At 68.2% G+C, this 14,344-nt stretch carries 16 protein-coding genes; 5 read left to right on the top strand and 11 right to left on the bottom strand.

Annotated features, from left to right (window positions below; translation table 11 throughout):
• Positions 1 to 37: 37 nt before the first annotated feature.
• From AWB89_RS09840 to AWB89_RS09830, 3 genes are read right to left on the bottom strand one after another with little or no spacing between them, the layout of a single operon-like run.
• On the bottom strand, positions 38 to 1,480 hold the full coding sequence (locus AWB89_RS09840; RefSeq protein ID WP_085173212.1) for an amino acid permease: 1,443 nt from the start codon (positions 1,478 to 1,480) through the stop codon (positions 38 to 40).
• Positions 1,481 to 1,536: 56 nt separating this feature from the next.
• On the bottom strand, positions 1,537 to 1,806 hold the full coding sequence (locus tag AWB89_RS09835) for an EF-Tu/IF-2/RF-3 family GTPase (RefSeq protein ID WP_085173210.1): 270 nt from the start codon (positions 1,804 to 1,806) through the stop codon (positions 1,537 to 1,539).
• Positions 1,807 to 1,810: 4 nt separating this feature from the next.
• Positions 1,811 to 2,824 carry an NADP-dependent oxidoreductase gene (locus tag AWB89_RS09830; RefSeq protein WP_085173209.1) on the bottom strand — a complete coding sequence of 338 codons (1,014 nt, stop codon included), beginning with the start codon at positions 2,822 to 2,824 and terminating at the stop codon, positions 1,811 to 1,813.
• A 22-nt stretch (positions 2,825 to 2,846) separates the two neighbouring features.
• Between AWB89_RS09830 and AWB89_RS09825 the strand changes: the two genes are divergently transcribed.
• Together AWB89_RS09825 and AWB89_RS09820 are read left to right on the top strand one after the other, a co-directional pair.
• Complete coding sequence (locus tag AWB89_RS09825; RefSeq protein ID WP_085173207.1) at positions 2,847 to 3,509, top strand: hypothetical protein; 663 nt, start codon at positions 2,847 to 2,849, stop codon at positions 3,507 to 3,509.
• Positions 3,510 to 3,538: 29 nt separating this feature from the next.
• Positions 3,539 to 4,384, top strand: coding sequence for a class I SAM-dependent methyltransferase (locus tag AWB89_RS09820; RefSeq protein WP_085173205.1), 846 nt, complete (start codon positions 3,539 to 3,541; stop codon positions 4,382 to 4,384).
• A gap of 142 nt (positions 4,385 to 4,526) precedes the next feature.
• On the opposite strand, the gene AWB89_RS09815 is transcribed toward AWB89_RS09820, so the two are convergent.
• Both AWB89_RS09815 and AWB89_RS09810 read right to left on the bottom strand, forming a co-directional pair.
• Positions 4,527 to 5,369, bottom strand: a complete 843-nt coding sequence (locus AWB89_RS09815) for a glycoside hydrolase family 16 protein (protein ID WP_085100241.1) — start codon at positions 5,367 to 5,369, stop codon at positions 4,527 to 4,529.
• Positions 5,370 to 5,528: 159 nt separating this feature from the next.
• On the bottom strand, positions 5,529 to 5,999 hold the full coding sequence (locus AWB89_RS09810; protein ID WP_085100238.1) for a TM2 domain-containing protein: 471 nt from the start codon (positions 5,997 to 5,999) through the stop codon (positions 5,529 to 5,531).
• Between the two features lie 318 nt (positions 6,000 to 6,317).
• On the opposite strand from AWB89_RS09810, the gene AWB89_RS09805 reads away from it, so the two are divergent.
• Complete coding sequence (locus AWB89_RS09805) at positions 6,318 to 6,512, top strand: hypothetical protein (protein ID WP_085173203.1); 195 nt, start codon at positions 6,318 to 6,320, stop codon at positions 6,510 to 6,512.
• Positions 6,513 to 6,586: 74 nt separating this feature from the next.
• Here the strand turns inward: AWB89_RS09805 and AWB89_RS09800 are convergent, their stop codons facing one another.
• Complete coding sequence (locus tag AWB89_RS09800) at positions 6,587 to 7,762, bottom strand: PPE family protein (RefSeq protein ID WP_085173201.1); 1,176 nt, start codon at positions 7,760 to 7,762, stop codon at positions 6,587 to 6,589.
• 2 nt (positions 7,763 to 7,764) lie between these two features.
• Positions 7,765 to 8,064 (bottom strand): PE family protein, encoded by a 300-nt coding sequence (locus AWB89_RS09795; protein WP_085100227.1) that lies wholly within the window; start codon positions 8,062 to 8,064, stop codon positions 7,765 to 7,767.
• Between the two features lie 650 nt (positions 8,065 to 8,714).
• Between AWB89_RS09795 and AWB89_RS09790 the strand changes: the two genes are divergently transcribed.
• On the top strand, positions 8,715 to 9,671 hold the full coding sequence (locus AWB89_RS09790) for a GAF and ANTAR domain-containing protein (protein ID WP_085245176.1): 957 nt from the start codon (positions 8,715 to 8,717) through the stop codon (positions 9,669 to 9,671).
• On the opposite strand, the gene AWB89_RS09785 is transcribed toward AWB89_RS09790, so the two are convergent.
• Positions 9,668 to 10,264, bottom strand: a complete 597-nt coding sequence (locus AWB89_RS09785) for a cutinase family protein (RefSeq protein WP_241520465.1) — start codon at positions 10,262 to 10,264, stop codon at positions 9,668 to 9,670. The two genes, AWB89_RS09790 and AWB89_RS09785, sit on opposite strands and share 4 nt — an antisense overlap.
• Before the next feature lie 139 nt (positions 10,265 to 10,403).
• Between AWB89_RS09785 and AWB89_RS09780 the strand changes: the two genes are divergently transcribed.
• On the top strand, positions 10,404 to 11,096 hold the full coding sequence (locus AWB89_RS09780) for a class I SAM-dependent methyltransferase (RefSeq protein WP_085100217.1): 693 nt from the start codon (positions 10,404 to 10,406) through the stop codon (positions 11,094 to 11,096).
• Here AWB89_RS09780 and AWB89_RS09775 read toward each other — a convergent pair.
• Genes AWB89_RS09775 through AWB89_RS09765 form a run of 3 tightly spaced genes read right to left on the bottom strand, consistent with a single transcriptional unit; the run spans position 11,077 to position 14,121 of the window.
• Complete coding sequence (locus AWB89_RS09775; protein WP_085173194.1) at positions 11,077 to 12,153, bottom strand: MMP endo-(1,4)-3-O-methyl-alpha-D-mannosidase; 1,077 nt, start codon at positions 12,151 to 12,153, stop codon at positions 11,077 to 11,079. The two genes, AWB89_RS09780 and AWB89_RS09775, sit on opposite strands and share 20 nt — an antisense overlap.
• Positions 12,140 to 12,898: a class I SAM-dependent methyltransferase gene (locus AWB89_RS09770; RefSeq protein ID WP_085100211.1), complete on the bottom strand. Its 759-nt coding sequence runs from the start codon at positions 12,896 to 12,898 to the stop codon at positions 12,140 to 12,142. Before AWB89_RS09770 ends, AWB89_RS09775 begins: the two co-directional genes overlap by 14 nt.
• Positions 12,892 to 14,121 carry an MMP alpha-(1->4)-mannosyltransferase gene (locus tag AWB89_RS09765; protein WP_085100208.1) on the bottom strand — a complete coding sequence of 410 codons (1,230 nt, stop codon included), beginning with the start codon at positions 14,119 to 14,121 and terminating at the stop codon, positions 12,892 to 12,894. The genes AWB89_RS09770 and AWB89_RS09765 overlap by 7 nt, the downstream gene beginning before the upstream one ends.
• Positions 14,122 to 14,344: the final 223 nt, after the last annotated feature.

The following is a 14,344-nucleotide window of genomic DNA, read 5'->3' as shown; positions in this document are numbered from 1 at the left end:
GCTACCGATCCCAAGAACCCCCGGCCGCGGAGCGGCGTCAGGCGGCCCGGTCGAGTTCGGCCTGGAAGTGGCGGTACCGTTCGGCGCGCCCGGGCCGGCGCCGGACGACGAGCCAACCGGCCGCCAGGGCCACGAACCACAGCGGAAACCACGCCAGGGCGATCGCGGTTTCGTGTTCGGTGCACAGCGTCCAGATCACGAACGCGAAGAAGCCGAGGATGGCCCAGCACATCACCACGCCGGCCGGCATCTTGTACGCGGACCGGGCATGACGTTGCGGGTGGCGGCGGCGGTAGACGAGGTAACTGACGACGATCATCGCCCAGACGAACATGAACAACAGCGACGCCACGGTGGTCACCAGCGTGAAGGCGCCCATCACGGAACCGCCCACGTACAGCAGCGGAATGGCGGTCAGCAGCAGCGCCGCCGTCAGAAAAAGCGCCCTCGCCGGCACCCCGCCGCGGTTCAGCTTCCGAAACGGAGCCGGGGCGCCGCCCTTGTCCGCCAGACCGAAGAGCATCCGGCCGGTGGAGAACACGCCCGAGTTGGCCGACGAGGCCGCCGCGGTGGTGACCACGAAGTTGACGATCGAGGCCGCGGCGGCAAGCCCCGCCAGCGAGAACATCGTCACAAACGGCGACTGGCCGCCGGCGAAGCGGCGCCACGGGACGACGGTGAGGATCGCCAGCAGCGCGCCGATGTAGAAGATCCCCACCCGAAGCGGGACCGCGTTGATGGCCCGCGGCAGCGTGTGGCGCGGGTTGGCCGTCTCGGCGGCCGCGGCGCCGACGAGTTCCACGCCCACGAACGCAAAGAACGCGATCTGGAACCCGCCGACGATGCCCAGGAATCCCGTGGCGAAGAATCCGCCGTCGTTCCAGAGGTTGCCCACCGCCGCCCGATGGCCTTGCGGCGAAACGAAATCCGTCGCCACGAGCACGGCGCCCACCACGATGAGACACCCGATCGCGGCGACCTTGATCAGGGCGAACCAGAACTCCATCTCCCCGAAGTTGCGGACGTTGAACAGGTTCAACGCGAGAATCAGGCAGCCCGCCACCAGCGCCGGCAACCACAGGGGCACGTTGGGCCACCAGAACTTCGAGTAGCCGGCGATCGCGACGATCTCCGCGATCCCCGTGACGATCCAGGCGAACCAGTACGACCAGCCGACGAAAAAGCCCGCCGCGGGCCCCAACAGGTCTGCCGCGAAGTCGACGAACGACTTGTACTTCAGATTCGACAACAGCAGCTCGCCCATCGCCCGTAGCACGAAGAACACGAAAAACCCGATGATCGCGTACACCAGCAGTACCGCCGGGCCGGCGAGCGAGATCGTCTTTCCGCTGCCCATGAAGAGCCCGGTGCCGATCGCCCCGCCGATCGCGATCAATTGGATGTGCCGGTTGGCGAGACCCCGGCGCAGCTGGGGGACGGCGTCCGCGGCCGTCGTGGGTGAGGGAACGCGGGATGCCATGGCGAAGACATTAGAGGCGCGGCCTTGCGACCGCGATAGATATGACTTGGCCCGGCTTATGCCAAAAAGGTGCCTGACGAGGTGATTACGTCCCCGGCGGCAAGATCGTTTTTGTCGAGCGCCTTGAAAAGCAAACCGACGTTGTCACCGGAAGTCGCGGTGTCGATTTTCTTGCGCAGAGCCTCAATCGCGTCCACCCGGACGGTCGGCCCGTCGTTGATCTTCACCTGGTCGCCGACGCGCAGCTCCCCGTACTCCACGCGGCCGGTGGCCACCGCCCCGCGACCGCGGATCACGAACACGTCCTGGACCGTCATGCGAAACATGTAGCTAGCTCGACAATTTCACGACGAGCTTGCCGACGTTCTTCCCGTCGAACAGCATGTTGATCGCCGTCGGCAGCTGCTCGAAGCCCTCGACGACGGTCTCGAGCGGCGTGAGCCTGCCGTCGGCGATCAGGCCCGCGATCTCGCCGGCCGCCTCCGGCGCCCGCCCGAGGTGGTCGAGGACGATGAAGCCCCGCACCGTCGCGCGCTGGATGAGCAGGTTGCCGAAGGCGCGCGGTCCCGGCGGGGGATCGGCCGCGTTGTAGCCGGAGATCAGGCCGCACAGTGCAACGCGCGCACCGATATTCAGCCGCGCGAAGACGGCGTCCATGATGTCGCCGCCGACGTTTTCGAAGTCGACGTCGATGCCGTCGGGGGTGGCCGCGGCGAGCTGGGCGGCCCAGTCGGCGGCGCGATGGTCGACGGCCGCGTCGAAACCGAGCTGCTCGGTGAGCAGGGCACACTTCTCGGGGCCGCCGGCGATCCCGACGACGCGGGCGCCGTCGGCCTTGGCGAGCTGCCCGGCGACCGACCCCACGGCGCCCGCCGCCGCGGACACCACGACCGTCTCGCCCTGCTTGGGCTTGCCGATATCGCGGATGCCGATCCAGGCGGTCAGCCCGGTCGACCCCAGCGCCCCCAAGTAGGCGCTCGGCGAAATGCCCTCGGCGATGTCGACGGGCATCACGAACGCGGTGGGCGAGATGACCGCGTAGTCCTGCCACCCGAGCAGTCCCTGCACGGCCTGACCGACCGCAAAATTCGGGTTCTTCGACGCGACGACCTCACCCAGGCCGGCAGCGCGCATGACCTCGCCGATGCCCACCGGCGGCAGGTATGTCGGCGTGTCGTTGATCCACATCCGGTTCGTCGGGTCGAGGGAGATCCAGCCGACGCGGACCAGCGCCTCGCCGTCGCCGATGTCGGGCACCGCCTCCTCGCTCAGCTCGAAGGTGTTGGGGCCGATGCGTCCGGTGGGGCGTTCGCGGAGCAGGAAGCGACGGTTTCGTTCGGCCATACGCGCACCGTACCCTCCAACCATGTTGCGAGTTGCCCTGATGCCCGTTGCCGTCATGACGGTCGCGGCCCTGTCGCTGGCCGGGCCGGCGGCCGCGGACCCACCGCCCACCCAGCAGATCAGCGTGATGGCCGTCGGGCCCGATGGTCAACCGATGAACGGGTATCGGGAGTCACCCCCGGAGGGCAACGTCGTCACCGTCGAAGGCTGCGAAGCGTCACCGTCGGCGACGGCCGACAACGTCTACTCCTGCTCGCCCAGCGCGGCCGGCGCCGGCACCTGCTGGCCGTCGACGCCCGGATCGCTGCTGTGCGTGAACAATCCCTGGACCAAGACCATGCACCGGGTGAGGTACAACGGTTCCCTCCCGCCGGTGCAGCCCACCGCCACACCCGACCCGTTCGCCCTGACCCTCGACGACGGCACCCAGTGCCAGCTCCGCAACGGCGGCGCGGGAGGTGGCCGCGCCGACGGATACGTGGCCGCCTTCTACTGCGCCGACCCCCACGCAAACGTCAACGTGTTGTGGCTGCCCAGCCAGGGCGCCGGGAGCTGCATCGACCGCTCGTCGGCGACGTGGACGGTCAAGGTGGGTCCGGTCGGCACGCCGGACACCGCCTATCCACCTCCCCAGACCCGCGCGGTGGCATCGGCTTGGTTCGCCGGACCTAAGGCCGGTCAGTAGGGCAGCGGGGCGGCTGCTATAACGCAGGTATGTCAGCCCCCAGACACACGATCACCCACGTCTCGGACACTGCCCGATGGACGGCGTTGCACCGAGCGACCGAATCGGCCCGCCCCGACGCGCTTTTCAGCGACCCGCTCGCGGAGCGACTCGCGGGCGAGCATGGCCGCGAAATCGTCGCCAACGTGCCGCGCTCGACCCGCAACGGCTGGTGGCTCGTCGCGCGCACCAAGCTGATCGATGAGGCCATCGCCGACGCGATCGCCGCCGGCTGCGACCGGGTGCTGAACCTGGCCGCCGGCCTGGACACCCGCCCGTATCGTTTGGAGCTGCCGGCCGATCTGACGTGGGTCGAGGCGGATCTGCCCAAGCTGCTCGAGGAAAAGACGCAGCTGCTGGCCGACGAGACTCCGCGCTGCCGGCTGACGCGGACCGCCGTCGACCTGGCCGACGCGACGGCCCGTGCCGCGTTCCTCGACGAGGCGCTGGCCGGCGCCGGCAAAGCGCTGGTGCTGACCGAAGGCCTGTTGATGTACCTGGAGGAAAGCGACGTGGTTGCGCTGTCCGCGGCGTTCACGCGAACCGAAATCGCTTGGTGGATGCTGGATTTCGGGGGCCCCGGCCTGAAGGAGATGATGAATAAGAAGATGGCCGGAATACTGCAGAACGCGCCGTTCAAGTTCGCGCCCGACAACGGCTTGGCCTTCTTCGAGGACCTCGGCTGGCGCATCGTAGACGCGCAGCCGCTCTACCTCGCCGCCCGCCGGTTCCGCCGATTGCCGCTGTGGATGCGCCCGATGACCTGGCTGCCCGAGCCGGACCCGCGTAACCCCGGCGGCAGGGTCTGGAGCGCAACCGCGCTTCTGACGCACTGATTCCGCGACACCCGCAGCCGACTCCGCTTGTGCGGGCTTGTTTTTCGGGGCTTTGTTCCCCGCGTTCTGGCAGCTCGGCCCCGCCAAGCCGTTCCGCGGGGCGTATGCCCTGCTCGAATTCGGCTGAGCGGCAGCGGGGGTCCTACCAGACTCGGATCCAGTCGATGAGCATGTCCGCGGGATAGGTTCCCGGCCCGGGGTCACCGCCGCCGGAACCGGCGACCGCGAGGTTGAACACCGGGAAAACGGTGTAGCCGGGGTTGTTGAACGGCCAATCCGGCAGGGAACTCGCCGGCACGTCGAAATAGGGCTGCGCCCCGTCGGTGTAGTCCTTCCAGAACCGGATGCCGGCCGCGTCCCACTGGGTCCGCCAGGTGTGCCAGCCGCTGTCGACCGGGATGTTGTGGGTCTTCCACTCGCCGCCGTTCGCTTTGGCGTGCACGGTGGTGGCCGACGGCCAGTTGCCGTTGCCGTACCACTCCATCACATCGATCTCGCCCTGATCGTCGTTGCCCAGCCAGTAGGCGGGCCAGGCGCCGGCGGTCAGGCAATTGAGCTTGATCCGGGCTTCCCACGTGTGGCCGACGCCGCCGCGCCACAGGCTTTGCACCTTGCCGCTGAAGTACGTCGGACCGTCCTTGGCGGCGCGCAGGACGAGGTTGGAGTTGCCGTCGAGAAAGACGTTCTTGCGGTCATCGCGGTACTGCCCGATGTGCTCGGGCAGCTCCCAGTACGTCGGGTCCTTGATCGTCTCGCGGGCTTTCGCCACGGCCCACTTCGACCCGTCGGGGGCCGAGCCGGCCGGGCCGTCGAACTCGTCCTGGAAGATGTAGGACCCGGCCTGGCCGCTGGGCGCGGCGGGCGGTGGGGCCTCGGGCGATCCCGGTCGGCGGGGGGAGGCCTGGGCGTTCGGAAGCGGCAGCGCGGCTGCCAGCACCCCGATCCCGGCCGTCAGCATCATGCGGCGGCGGTCGATCTCTGGCATAAGCAACGCACGATAGCAGCCGGCGCCACCCGGGCGCGAAACGGGAAATCTTGTCGGTGCCCCTCGTCAGGGTGTGGTGGGCCGCGGGCAGCAAGTTCGGATTACGCCAAAATTGAGGGGTCGCGAGGACTCTCTCGGTACCTACTCGCCCGTTTGGTCCTAGTTGCCGGCCGGTCGCAGCTTCCGGCCCTGGCCGTCCTTGACGGCCCCCGTGAACATCATGATCGCGTCGATGAACACCCAGACCGCTACGACAAACATCGTAAAAAAGCCGATCAGCACAACGCTGAGCATGACGCTGACGAGGGTACTGACCAGCTGCAGGACCCCAACCGTGGTTGACCCGATGTAGAACCGGCCGACGCCGAACCAGCCGAGGAAAAGTTGCATCAGTCCAGCGGCGAGCGCGGACTTATCGGACAGCGGTTCTCCGGTGGCCGGGTCGCGTCCGTATGGCGCGGCGGGGTCTATGTAACCGGCTGGGTAGCCCGGCGTCGGATACGCGGGGTGGGCGGCCGGCTGGTTCGGAGCGCCGGGATAACCGGAGTAGTTGGGATATCCGTAGCCGGGCGGCTGGTATGGCTGTGGGCCGTCAGCGAAAGGTTCGTCTGGCTGGTTTGGCGTTGACATCACTCGCTCTCCTCTTTCTCAACGCGCCCGACCGACGTCAGGCGATTGAGGCTCGCTCCGTAGAGGCGCTGACGCCGCGTGTGTCGGGCGCACCGGCAATGCTGCCATTCGCGGCTTGGCCGCGGAGTCTGTTGCTCGAGAATCCGCTGTGAAGCGACGTCGGCCGGCCACAACCTCGGCTACCGGCCCCGAAAGAAATTCATGGCCAATTCTCACCTTGGCGTGTGGTTTGGTCTCAGGAATGCCAGGGCATTCTGGAATCACGAACCGATAACCGCTGTTGACAGTTTCGCGGGTTGCTCGGGAGGAGTTGGAATCGTGGCGGATGCACCGGGGGCGACGGTCATTTTCCTTCAATCTCATCCGGCGTGGATTGCCGCCCGCCGGCTCGAACGCGAGCGCCGCGCAGCGATGCGCCGTCATCCCTCGTACTTGGCCCGCCGGCAGGCGGCCGCGTCGGGCGGGGTCACCCGCGACTTCAAGCTGTACTCGGGCACCGACACTCCGGCCTGAATTTCGCTGGCCTAGAGCGTATCTCAGCGCGATAACTATATCGCCGAAGACATTTGCGGCAGCCCCGCTGTTTCTTATCCGGCGGCCGGCGGCTTTGCCATTACCGCGGGCTTGAAACCGTAGGTGGGAAGAATGCGCCCGTAGCGGTTTGCGCCCAACTGACCGAAGGGGGCCATCGGAAGGGCATTCATGCCTTCCGCCGAGGCCGGCGCCACCGCGTTGGTGAGTGCTCCCACCGCGGGATTGGTGATGGCGTTCACCGGGGCCCAGCTCGGCGGCACCGACAAGGAGCCCAGCGGAAGCGCGTGGCCCAGACCCGCCGCGACGCCCCCGAGATTCGGGGCGGCGTTGGCCGCGCCCGCCCCCGCCGCCGAAGCGGCGCCTTCGAGCGCCTTTGCCGCCGGGGCCAACCCCTTCGCGAAAGTGGTCATCGCCGTAATACCGTTGCTGACCTGCCCGAAGGACTGCGTCGATTGGATCATCGCGGCCAGCGACGAAATGTACGGCGAGAGGTACTTGCTGAACAGCGTCACCGCGTCATCGAGCGGGGTGTTGGCCACGATCCAGTCGTCGATCGGCTTGGCCTGCAAGGGTGCGGACAGGGTTTTCAAGATGTCGGAAACCCTGGGGTTGACGACCGCGCCCAGGTTGGCGGCGCTGCGCTGCACGACATCGTTTTCCGCCTTGAAGACCGCGATGGCCTGGTCGACCAACCCGATCGGGTTCACCACTTCGGCCGGTTCCCCGAATTCGCTCAATTGCGACGCCGCCGCGGCGGATCCCGCGTAGCTGTACATCGCCCCCGCGTCCTGGGCCCAGAATTCGAAGTATTCCGCCTCGGCGGCCGCGATCGCCGGGGTGTTCTGTCCGAGCAGGTTCGTCGCGATCAGCTCGGCCAGCAGGGCCCGGTTGGCCGCGATCACCGGCGGGGGAACGGTCGCCGCGAACGCCGCCTCGTAGGCGGCGGTGGCGGCCCCCGCTTGGCCGGCGGCCTGGGCGGCCTGTTCGGCGCTGGTCTGTAACCAGCCCACGAACGGTGTGGCGGCCGCAACCAGCGACGCTGAGGACGGTCCGAGCCAGGGACCGCTGGTCAGCCCGGAGATCACCGACCGATGACCCGCCGCGGCCAGTTCCAGATCGGCGGCCAGCCCGGCCCACGCCGCCTCGGCGGCGACCAACGAACCCACCCCTGGCCCCGCGTAGATGCGTGCGGAGTTGATCTCCGGCGGCAACAACCCGTAGTCGACCATGGTCAGCCCGCCGACGCCGCGTTCGCCGCCTCGGTGGCCGCATACGACGCCGCACTCGTCGCCAACGTCGCCGCCAGGGCCGCCTGAATCCTGGCCGCGCGCGCACTGAGCTCTTGGAACCGCGCGCCATGGGCGGCGAACTGTGCGGCCGTCAGCAGCGACACCTCGTCGGCCGCGGCGGGAACAACCTCGGTCGTGGGCACGGCAGCGGCGTCGGTTCCGGCGTTCAATGCAGCGCCGACCGACTGGAGGTTGCCCGCCGCCGCGGCGAGCGCCGCGGGATATGCGTTTACGAAAGACAATGGAGTTTCCTTCCGGGAGCGGTGGACTGGCTCGAACATAAACGGGGCATCGGAGGGTTCAATGCGGGCAGGTCGCGACGAATCGAGCTTGATCTTTGTTTTTCGCGAATATTCACGCTGATTTTTACTCTGATATGGCTTTTCGATCCGGACTCTCGGCGTTTGGATCGGATTTGCTGTGGCGCGGGCGGGTCGTCGCGCATGCGGCCCAGGCGTACCGCCGATTCCGGCATGCGCCGCGCGGTCCTGCAGAATCGAGGCGCGCCACGGTTCGTCGCACGATGCTGCCGCCGTCGATCCGCCCTCAAGAAGCGTTGCCAGCCGCGACCGGAAGGTGCCGCGCGTCGGAATATGTGAATCCGACATAAGATTTATCCCCGCGACGGGCCATGTGGCTTTTACGTTCGGTTTGAAAATATCAATTCTATGAGGAAGACAGTAATACTCGAACGAGTTTATGAATTCGGCATGACAATTACGGCATGGTTGTCACCCGCGCAAGGCCATGCCCGGCGATGCCAGGGCGCTGGAAACGGAAATTTCACCAGCGACACCGTGACCGTGGTGTATGGTCCAGCCAGTTCCAGGGGTTGATCAAGCAGTCGGTCCACCACATTCATCGACGCGCTCTGCGGAGCGAAGGGGACCCGATGGCTCTGACGACCGGCGACGCACCCAAGACGGCAACCCTCTCCCTGGGAGCGAGGCTGTCGCGGACCACTATCCGCCTCGCCATCGCGGCCCTGCAGCAGCGGTACGGGCTGGACGACCAGGCGGCCTTCGAAGTACTGCGCGACGTCTCCCAGCGCCGCAACGTCAAGCTGCGCGCCGTAGCCGCCGGATTGCTGTCGCCTACTAGCGAGCGATCCGGCCCGGCCGCGCCGCCGCCGCCCCTGCCGTTCACCATCGGGGGCCGGGCCTGCGCGAACCGCAGCGAGGTCCTCGCGGAGCTGATGCGTGCCGCCGTCAGTCGCTGCGGCGCCGAGCGGGGGACCGTTCAGCTGCGCGACCCGGTGCACGGCGGGCTGCAGATCGAGGGCAAGCGCGGTTTCGGCCAGGACTTCGTCGACGCCTTCAGCTACCTGGACGAGCCGGGGACGCCCTGCGGGCACGCGTTCGGCGATGCCCGGCAAGTGGTGGTCTCCGACGTCGACACCTCGCCGTTGTTCAGCGAATCCGCCCGGGAAGTCCTGCAGGCGAACGAGGTTCGGTCGTGCGTGTCCACCCCGATGGTCGACGCCGACGGGAAGGTGCGGGGCGTCGTGTCGACCCATCAGCGTCAGCGCGACGCCGTTCCGGACGAGACCGACCTACGCCACGTTCGGATGCTGGCCAGCCAATGCGGTCACTGGCTGCAGTGGTACGACGGCGCGGTGCTGCCCGTCATAGTGGGCGAGGTCCATCAGGCCGCGGCGGCCCAGGCCAAGGGCGCGGGCGCCGCTCGGGCCGCGGGTCGCGTGGAGCCGCCCGCCACCGTCGCCGCCGCCGCTCGGCTGCTCTCCGAGCGCTACGGCGTCGAAGCGAGTCACGCCCAGGCCGTGCTTGCGTCACTCGCGGCCCAGCGGGGGATCGCACTCGAGGACTTGGCCGCCCAGCTGGTCGGCTAAAGCTTGCCCGCGACGAAGTCGGCGGCCTGGTTGGCCATGCCGGCATCGATGTACGCGCTGGCCAGATGCTGCGGCCAGTTCTCTTTCCAGGTGTTCGGGTCGGCGGGGTTGCAGATGGGATCCGCGCCGTGGCACAGCTCGATGGTCCTGTCGTTGTAGAGCGGGTTGAAGTTGGTGATCGGACCGACCCACTGGCTTCCGTTGCCGAACAGCGCGACGGCGGCGATGTGCTGGTCGATCCCCGGCGGCAGCGGGCTGTCGAAACCGAAAGCGCTGATGGGCGCCGCCAGCACCACGTCGGTGACCGCCGCGCCCAGCGAGTAGCCGCCCAGCACCAGGCGGGTGTCCGGGCAGTCGTTGACCATGCCCTGGATGTGGTGGCTCATGTCGTTGGCGCCGATGTCGATCTGCGTGTCGGCCGGGTAATTCACGGCGTAGACGCCGATGTTCTTCGACACCTTGGACCGCAGCGCGCTGATGAACGCGTTGCCGAGCGCCCCGACGCCCGGCGATTCGTATCGTCCGCGCGCGAAGACGACCTGAACCGGCGGGCAGCTCGCCGCGGCGGCCGTCGGCGTGGTGGACGGCAGCATCGTCAGCCCGGCTGCGCTCAGGACGACCGCCAAGCCGGCAACAACCCATTTGCGGGCAGACACGCGCACAGCATGATCGTAAAGCGATCGCGACGATCCCGCTGGCCCGATGCTCGACCGCGCCAGATAGGTTCGGCTCATGAGCCGCGCCGACGTCAACTCAACCGAGCGCCTCTTTGCGATGGCCGAGGACGTGCAGGGCTTCATGCCGCCCGACGAGGGACGCGCGCTCTACGACGCCGCGCTGCGGTACCTCAGGGGCGGCGTCGGCGTCGAGATCGGCACCTACTGCGGCAAATCCACCCTGTTGCTCGGCGCGGCGGCGCAGCAGACCGCCAGCGTGCTCTACACGATCGACCATCACCACGGCTCGGAGGAACACCAGGCGGGCTGGGAGTACCACGACGCCACCATGGTCGACGACGTCACCGGGCTTTTCGACACGCTGCCCACCTTCCGCCGCACGCTCGACGCCGCGGGCCTCGACGACCACGTCGTCGCGGTGGTGGGCCGCTCACCGGTGGTGGCGCGAGGCTGGCGAACGCCGCTGCAGTTCTTGTTCATCGACGGCGGCCACTCCGAGCAGGCCGCGACCGAGGACTTCGACGGCTGGGCGAAGTGGGTGGAGGTCGGCGGCGCGCTGTTGATCCACGACGTGTTCCCCGACCCGCGTGACGGCGGGCGCCCGCCCTACTACATCTATCGCCGCGCGATGGATTCCGGTCAGTTCCGCGAGGTTTCGGCCACCGGGTCGCTGCGGGTGCTCGAGCGCACCGGCGGGCAGGCGGGTGCCGCGGTAGACCAGGGCGGGGTCACCAACCCGGGCCGCTGACCACGCATTCGCAGTCGAAGTCGGTCTGCAGCCCCATCGGCAGCCCGTCACCACGGAAGATCGCGCTGCCCTTGGTGGTGTCCGACAGCGCGTCGGCCGCCAGGATCATCGCCGCGCCGGTCCAGGTGGTGCGTTCCTCGGGCCAGCGCTTCCCGTCGGCGAAAACCAGGCCCGTCCAATAGGACCCGTCCTCTTCGCGCAAATGCTGCATCGCGGCGAATTGCCGATGCGCGGCGGACCTGTGGCCGATGGCGTCGAGAGCCATCACCAGTTCGCAGGTTTCGGCGCCGGTCACCCACGGCCGGTCGCCGACGCAGCGGATGCCCAGATCGCCGACCACGAAGTCGTCCCAGCGCTCCTTGATCCGCGCGGCGGCCGCCGGGCCGCGCAGGGCACCACCGAGGATCGGGTAGTACCAGTCCATCGAGTAGCGGTCCTTTTCGGTGAACGCCTCCGGGTGCGCGGCGATCGCATGGCCGAGGCGCCCCAGCGCCAGTTCCCACTCCGGTTGCGGTTCGCCGACGAAGGCGGCCAGGGCCAGTGCACAGCGGATGCTGTGGAACACGCTGGCGCAGCCGGTCAGCAGCGCTTCCGGCAGCGGCCCGTCTTCGCTTCGGGCCCAGGCGATCTCGCCGTAGCCGAACTGCAGGTCGATGACGAAATCGATCGCCTTGTGCACCACCGGCCACATCCGGGCGGCGAACGACTTGTCGCCGGTGATCAGCACGTGATGCCACACACCGGTGGCGATGTACGCGCAGAAGTTGCTGTCGCTGTTGTGGTCTTCGACCACACCGGCCCGGGTCTGGATGGGCCAGGAGCCGTCGAGGCGCTGCGTGCGCCGGCTCCACTCGAACGCGGCCCGCGCCGGCTCCCACAACCCGGCGACCGTCAGCGCCATCGCGCATTCCACGTGGTCCCACGGATCGGTATGCCCACCCTCGAACCAGGGGATGGCGCCCGACGGTTCCTGGGCGGCGGCTATCGACCGCGCGGTCTGCCGGCATTGCTCGGATGTGAGAACACCCGGAACGGCCGGCGCGCTAGCCCGATGCAACTGAATACCCCGGGGCCGCTTCGCTTTCCGTGCCACTCGACTTCGTGAAATACATCGCCACGCTCTTGCCGACGAGCGGGTTGAGCAGCGATTCGGCCAGTTGCGTGACCTTGGGCCGTTGCATCAGGTCCCACACCAGCAGCTTGTGGTAGGCCGCCACCGCGGGATGGTCGGGGTTCGACACGCCCACAGCGCATTTGAGCCACCAGAACGGCGAGTGCAGGGCGTGCGCGTGATGGGTATGCGTCAATTTCATACCGCCGCCGGCGATCTTGCCGCGCAGCTCGCTCGCCTTGTAGATGCGCACGTGGCCACCCTCGTTGGCGTGGTATTCGTCGGACAGCAGCCAGCACACCCGCTCGGGAAGCCAGCGCGGGACGCTGACCGCCAGCGTGCCACCGACTTTGAGGACCCTGATCAGCTCGGCGATCGCGGCGTCGTCCCGGGGCACGTGCTCGAGGATTTCCGACGCGATGACGCAATCGAACGTCTCGTCGGCATACGGCAGGCTCAGCGCGTCCCCGAGGACGACCTTCGCCGACGCCGCCGCCGGCGCCTCGCCGGTTTCGGCCATCGCGCGCAGAATGGTCTCCACGGAACGCAATTCGGACTCGTCGCGGTCGAAGGCGACCACGTCGGCGCCGCGCCGATAGGCTTCGAACGCATGCCGGCCCGCCCCGCAACCGACGTCGATCACCTTGGTGGACGGTCCGATGCCAAGCCGGTCGAAATCGACGGTCAGCATCGCGCGATCGCCCGCTCGTAGACCCGCACGGTTTGAGCGGCCACCGCCTCCCAGCTGAACACGCTGATCGCGCGCTCGCGGCCCGCCTTGCCCATGGTGCGGCGCTTTTCCGGCGAGTCGAGCAGCTCGCCGAGCGCGCGGGTCAGCTCGTCGACGTCGGCGGGCGGCACCAGCTGGGCGCAGGCGCCGTCGGTGCCCAGCACCTCGGGGAGCGCGCCCACCCGGCTCGCCACGATCGGCGTGCCACTGGCCATGGCCTCGACCGCGGGCAGCGAAAATCCTTCGTAGAGAGACGGAATGCAGGCGACCTCGGCCGAGGCGAACAGCGCGGCGAGCGCCTCGTCGGAAAGCCCGCTGGTGATGTGGACGATGTCCGAGATACCCAGTTCGGCGATGAGTTTGTGGGTGGGCCCGTTGGGCTCTACCTTGGCCACCAGCCGCAGCTCGACGTCGCGGCGGGTGCGCAGCTTGGCGACCGCGTGCAGCAGCGTGCGGACGCCCTTCAGCGGGGTGTCGGCGCTGGCAATCGCGATGATCCGGCCCGGCTGCCGGGGCAGCGAACTCGGTTGGAACAGTTCGGTGTTCACCCCCAGCGGCACCACGTGCAACTGCTCGGGGGAGACGCCGAAGTCGGCGACGATGTCCGCGGCCGACGACGACGAGACCGTCAGCAGGTCGGGGATCCGGCGCGCCACCTGTTCCTGCATCTTGGAAAAGCCGTACCAGCGGTGCACCAACGGCTTTCGCCACCACCGCGCGGCCGCCACGTCGAGCACCCGGTCGCGGGTGATCGGGTGGTGCACGGTGGCCACCACCGGGAGCCCCGCGTCGGCGATCGCCAGCAGTCCGGTGCCCAGGCTCTGGTTGTCGTGCACCAGGTCGAAGTCGTTCGCCCGTTCGGCCAGCAGCCGGGCGACGCGCATGGTGAACGTCCGCGGTTCGGGGAAGCCCGCCGTCCACACCGTCAAAAGTTCCAGCAGGTCGATCGAGTCGCGGATCTCGCTGGGGCGCGGCACCCGGAACGGGTCGGGCTCGCGGTACAGGTCCAGGCTGGGCACCTTGGTCAGCCGCACCCGCGGATCGAGCAGCTCGGGATAGGGCTGGCCGGAGAAGACCTCGACGTCGTGGCCGAGCTCGACCAGGCCGCGGCTGAGATGGCGCACGTAGACGCCCTGTCCGCCGCAATGGTCCTTACTGCGATAGGACAGCAGGGCAATTCGCATACTCAACTCTTATCCGCCGACGAAACAACGCGGGCGACCGCCCCCCAGTCCAGCGCTCTCAACGGACTCCCGAACCCCGCGACAGCAAACTGGACATGTGTCCAGACTATAGTTCGCCACCTAAATGACGCAACGAGGCCGGGACCGCGGCGTTTGAGTGTGCGGCCAGGGCTTTCCGTGTGAGCCCAGGGCGCGATGCGGCGCCGATTTACGCCCTCGGCTC

It is taken from the genome of Mycobacterium paraense (assembly GCF_002101815.1).
GTDB classification, from domain to species: Bacteria; Actinomycetota; Actinomycetes; order Mycobacteriales; family Mycobacteriaceae; genus Mycobacterium; species Mycobacterium paraense.
The sequence above is the reverse complement of the archived record's forward strand: the minus strand, read 5'-3'. Positions and strand labels throughout refer to the sequence as shown.

Excerpts from the sequence above, each read along its gene's own strand:
- AWB89_RS09840 (WP_085173212.1), bottom strand. The coding sequence starts at position 1,480 with ATGGCATCCCGCGTTCCCTCACCCACGACGGCCGCGGACGCCGTCCCC.
- AWB89_RS09835 (WP_085173210.1), bottom strand. The coding sequence starts at position 1,806 with ATGTTTCGCATGACGGTCCAGGACGTGTTCGTGATCCGCGGTCGCGGG.
- AWB89_RS09830 (WP_085173209.1), bottom strand. The coding sequence starts at position 2,824 with ATGGCCGAACGAAACCGTCGCTTCCTGCTCCGCGAACGCCCCACCGGA.
- AWB89_RS09825 (WP_085173207.1), top strand. The coding sequence starts at position 2,847 with ATGTTGCGAGTTGCCCTGATGCCCGTTGCCGTCATGACGGTCGCGGCC.
- AWB89_RS09820 (WP_085173205.1), top strand. The coding sequence starts at position 3,539 with ATGTCAGCCCCCAGACACACGATCACCCACGTCTCGGACACTGCCCGA.
- AWB89_RS09815 (WP_085100241.1), bottom strand. The coding sequence starts at position 5,369 with ATGCCAGAGATCGACCGCCGCCGCATGATGCTGACGGCCGGGATCGGG.
- AWB89_RS09810 (WP_085100238.1), bottom strand. The coding sequence starts at position 5,999 with ATGTCAACGCCAAACCAGCCAGACGAACCTTTCGCTGACGGCCCACAG.
- AWB89_RS09800 (WP_085173201.1), bottom strand. The coding sequence starts at position 7,762 with ATGGTCGACTACGGGTTGTTGCCGCCGGAGATCAACTCCGCACGCATC.
- AWB89_RS09790 (WP_085245176.1), top strand. The coding sequence starts at position 8,715 with ATGGCTCTGACGACCGGCGACGCACCCAAGACGGCAACCCTCTCCCTG.
- AWB89_RS09785 (WP_241520465.1), bottom strand. The coding sequence starts at position 10,264 with ATGCTGCCGTCCACCACGCCGACGGCCGCCGCGGCGAGCTGCCCGCCG.
- AWB89_RS09780 (WP_085100217.1), top strand. The coding sequence starts at position 10,404 with ATGAGCCGCGCCGACGTCAACTCAACCGAGCGCCTCTTTGCGATGGCC.
- AWB89_RS09770 (WP_085100211.1), bottom strand. The coding sequence starts at position 12,898 with ATGCTGACCGTCGATTTCGACCGGCTTGGCATCGGACCGTCCACCAAG.
- AWB89_RS09765 (WP_085100208.1), bottom strand. The coding sequence starts at position 14,121 with ATGCGAATTGCCCTGCTGTCCTATCGCAGTAAGGACCATTGCGGCGGA.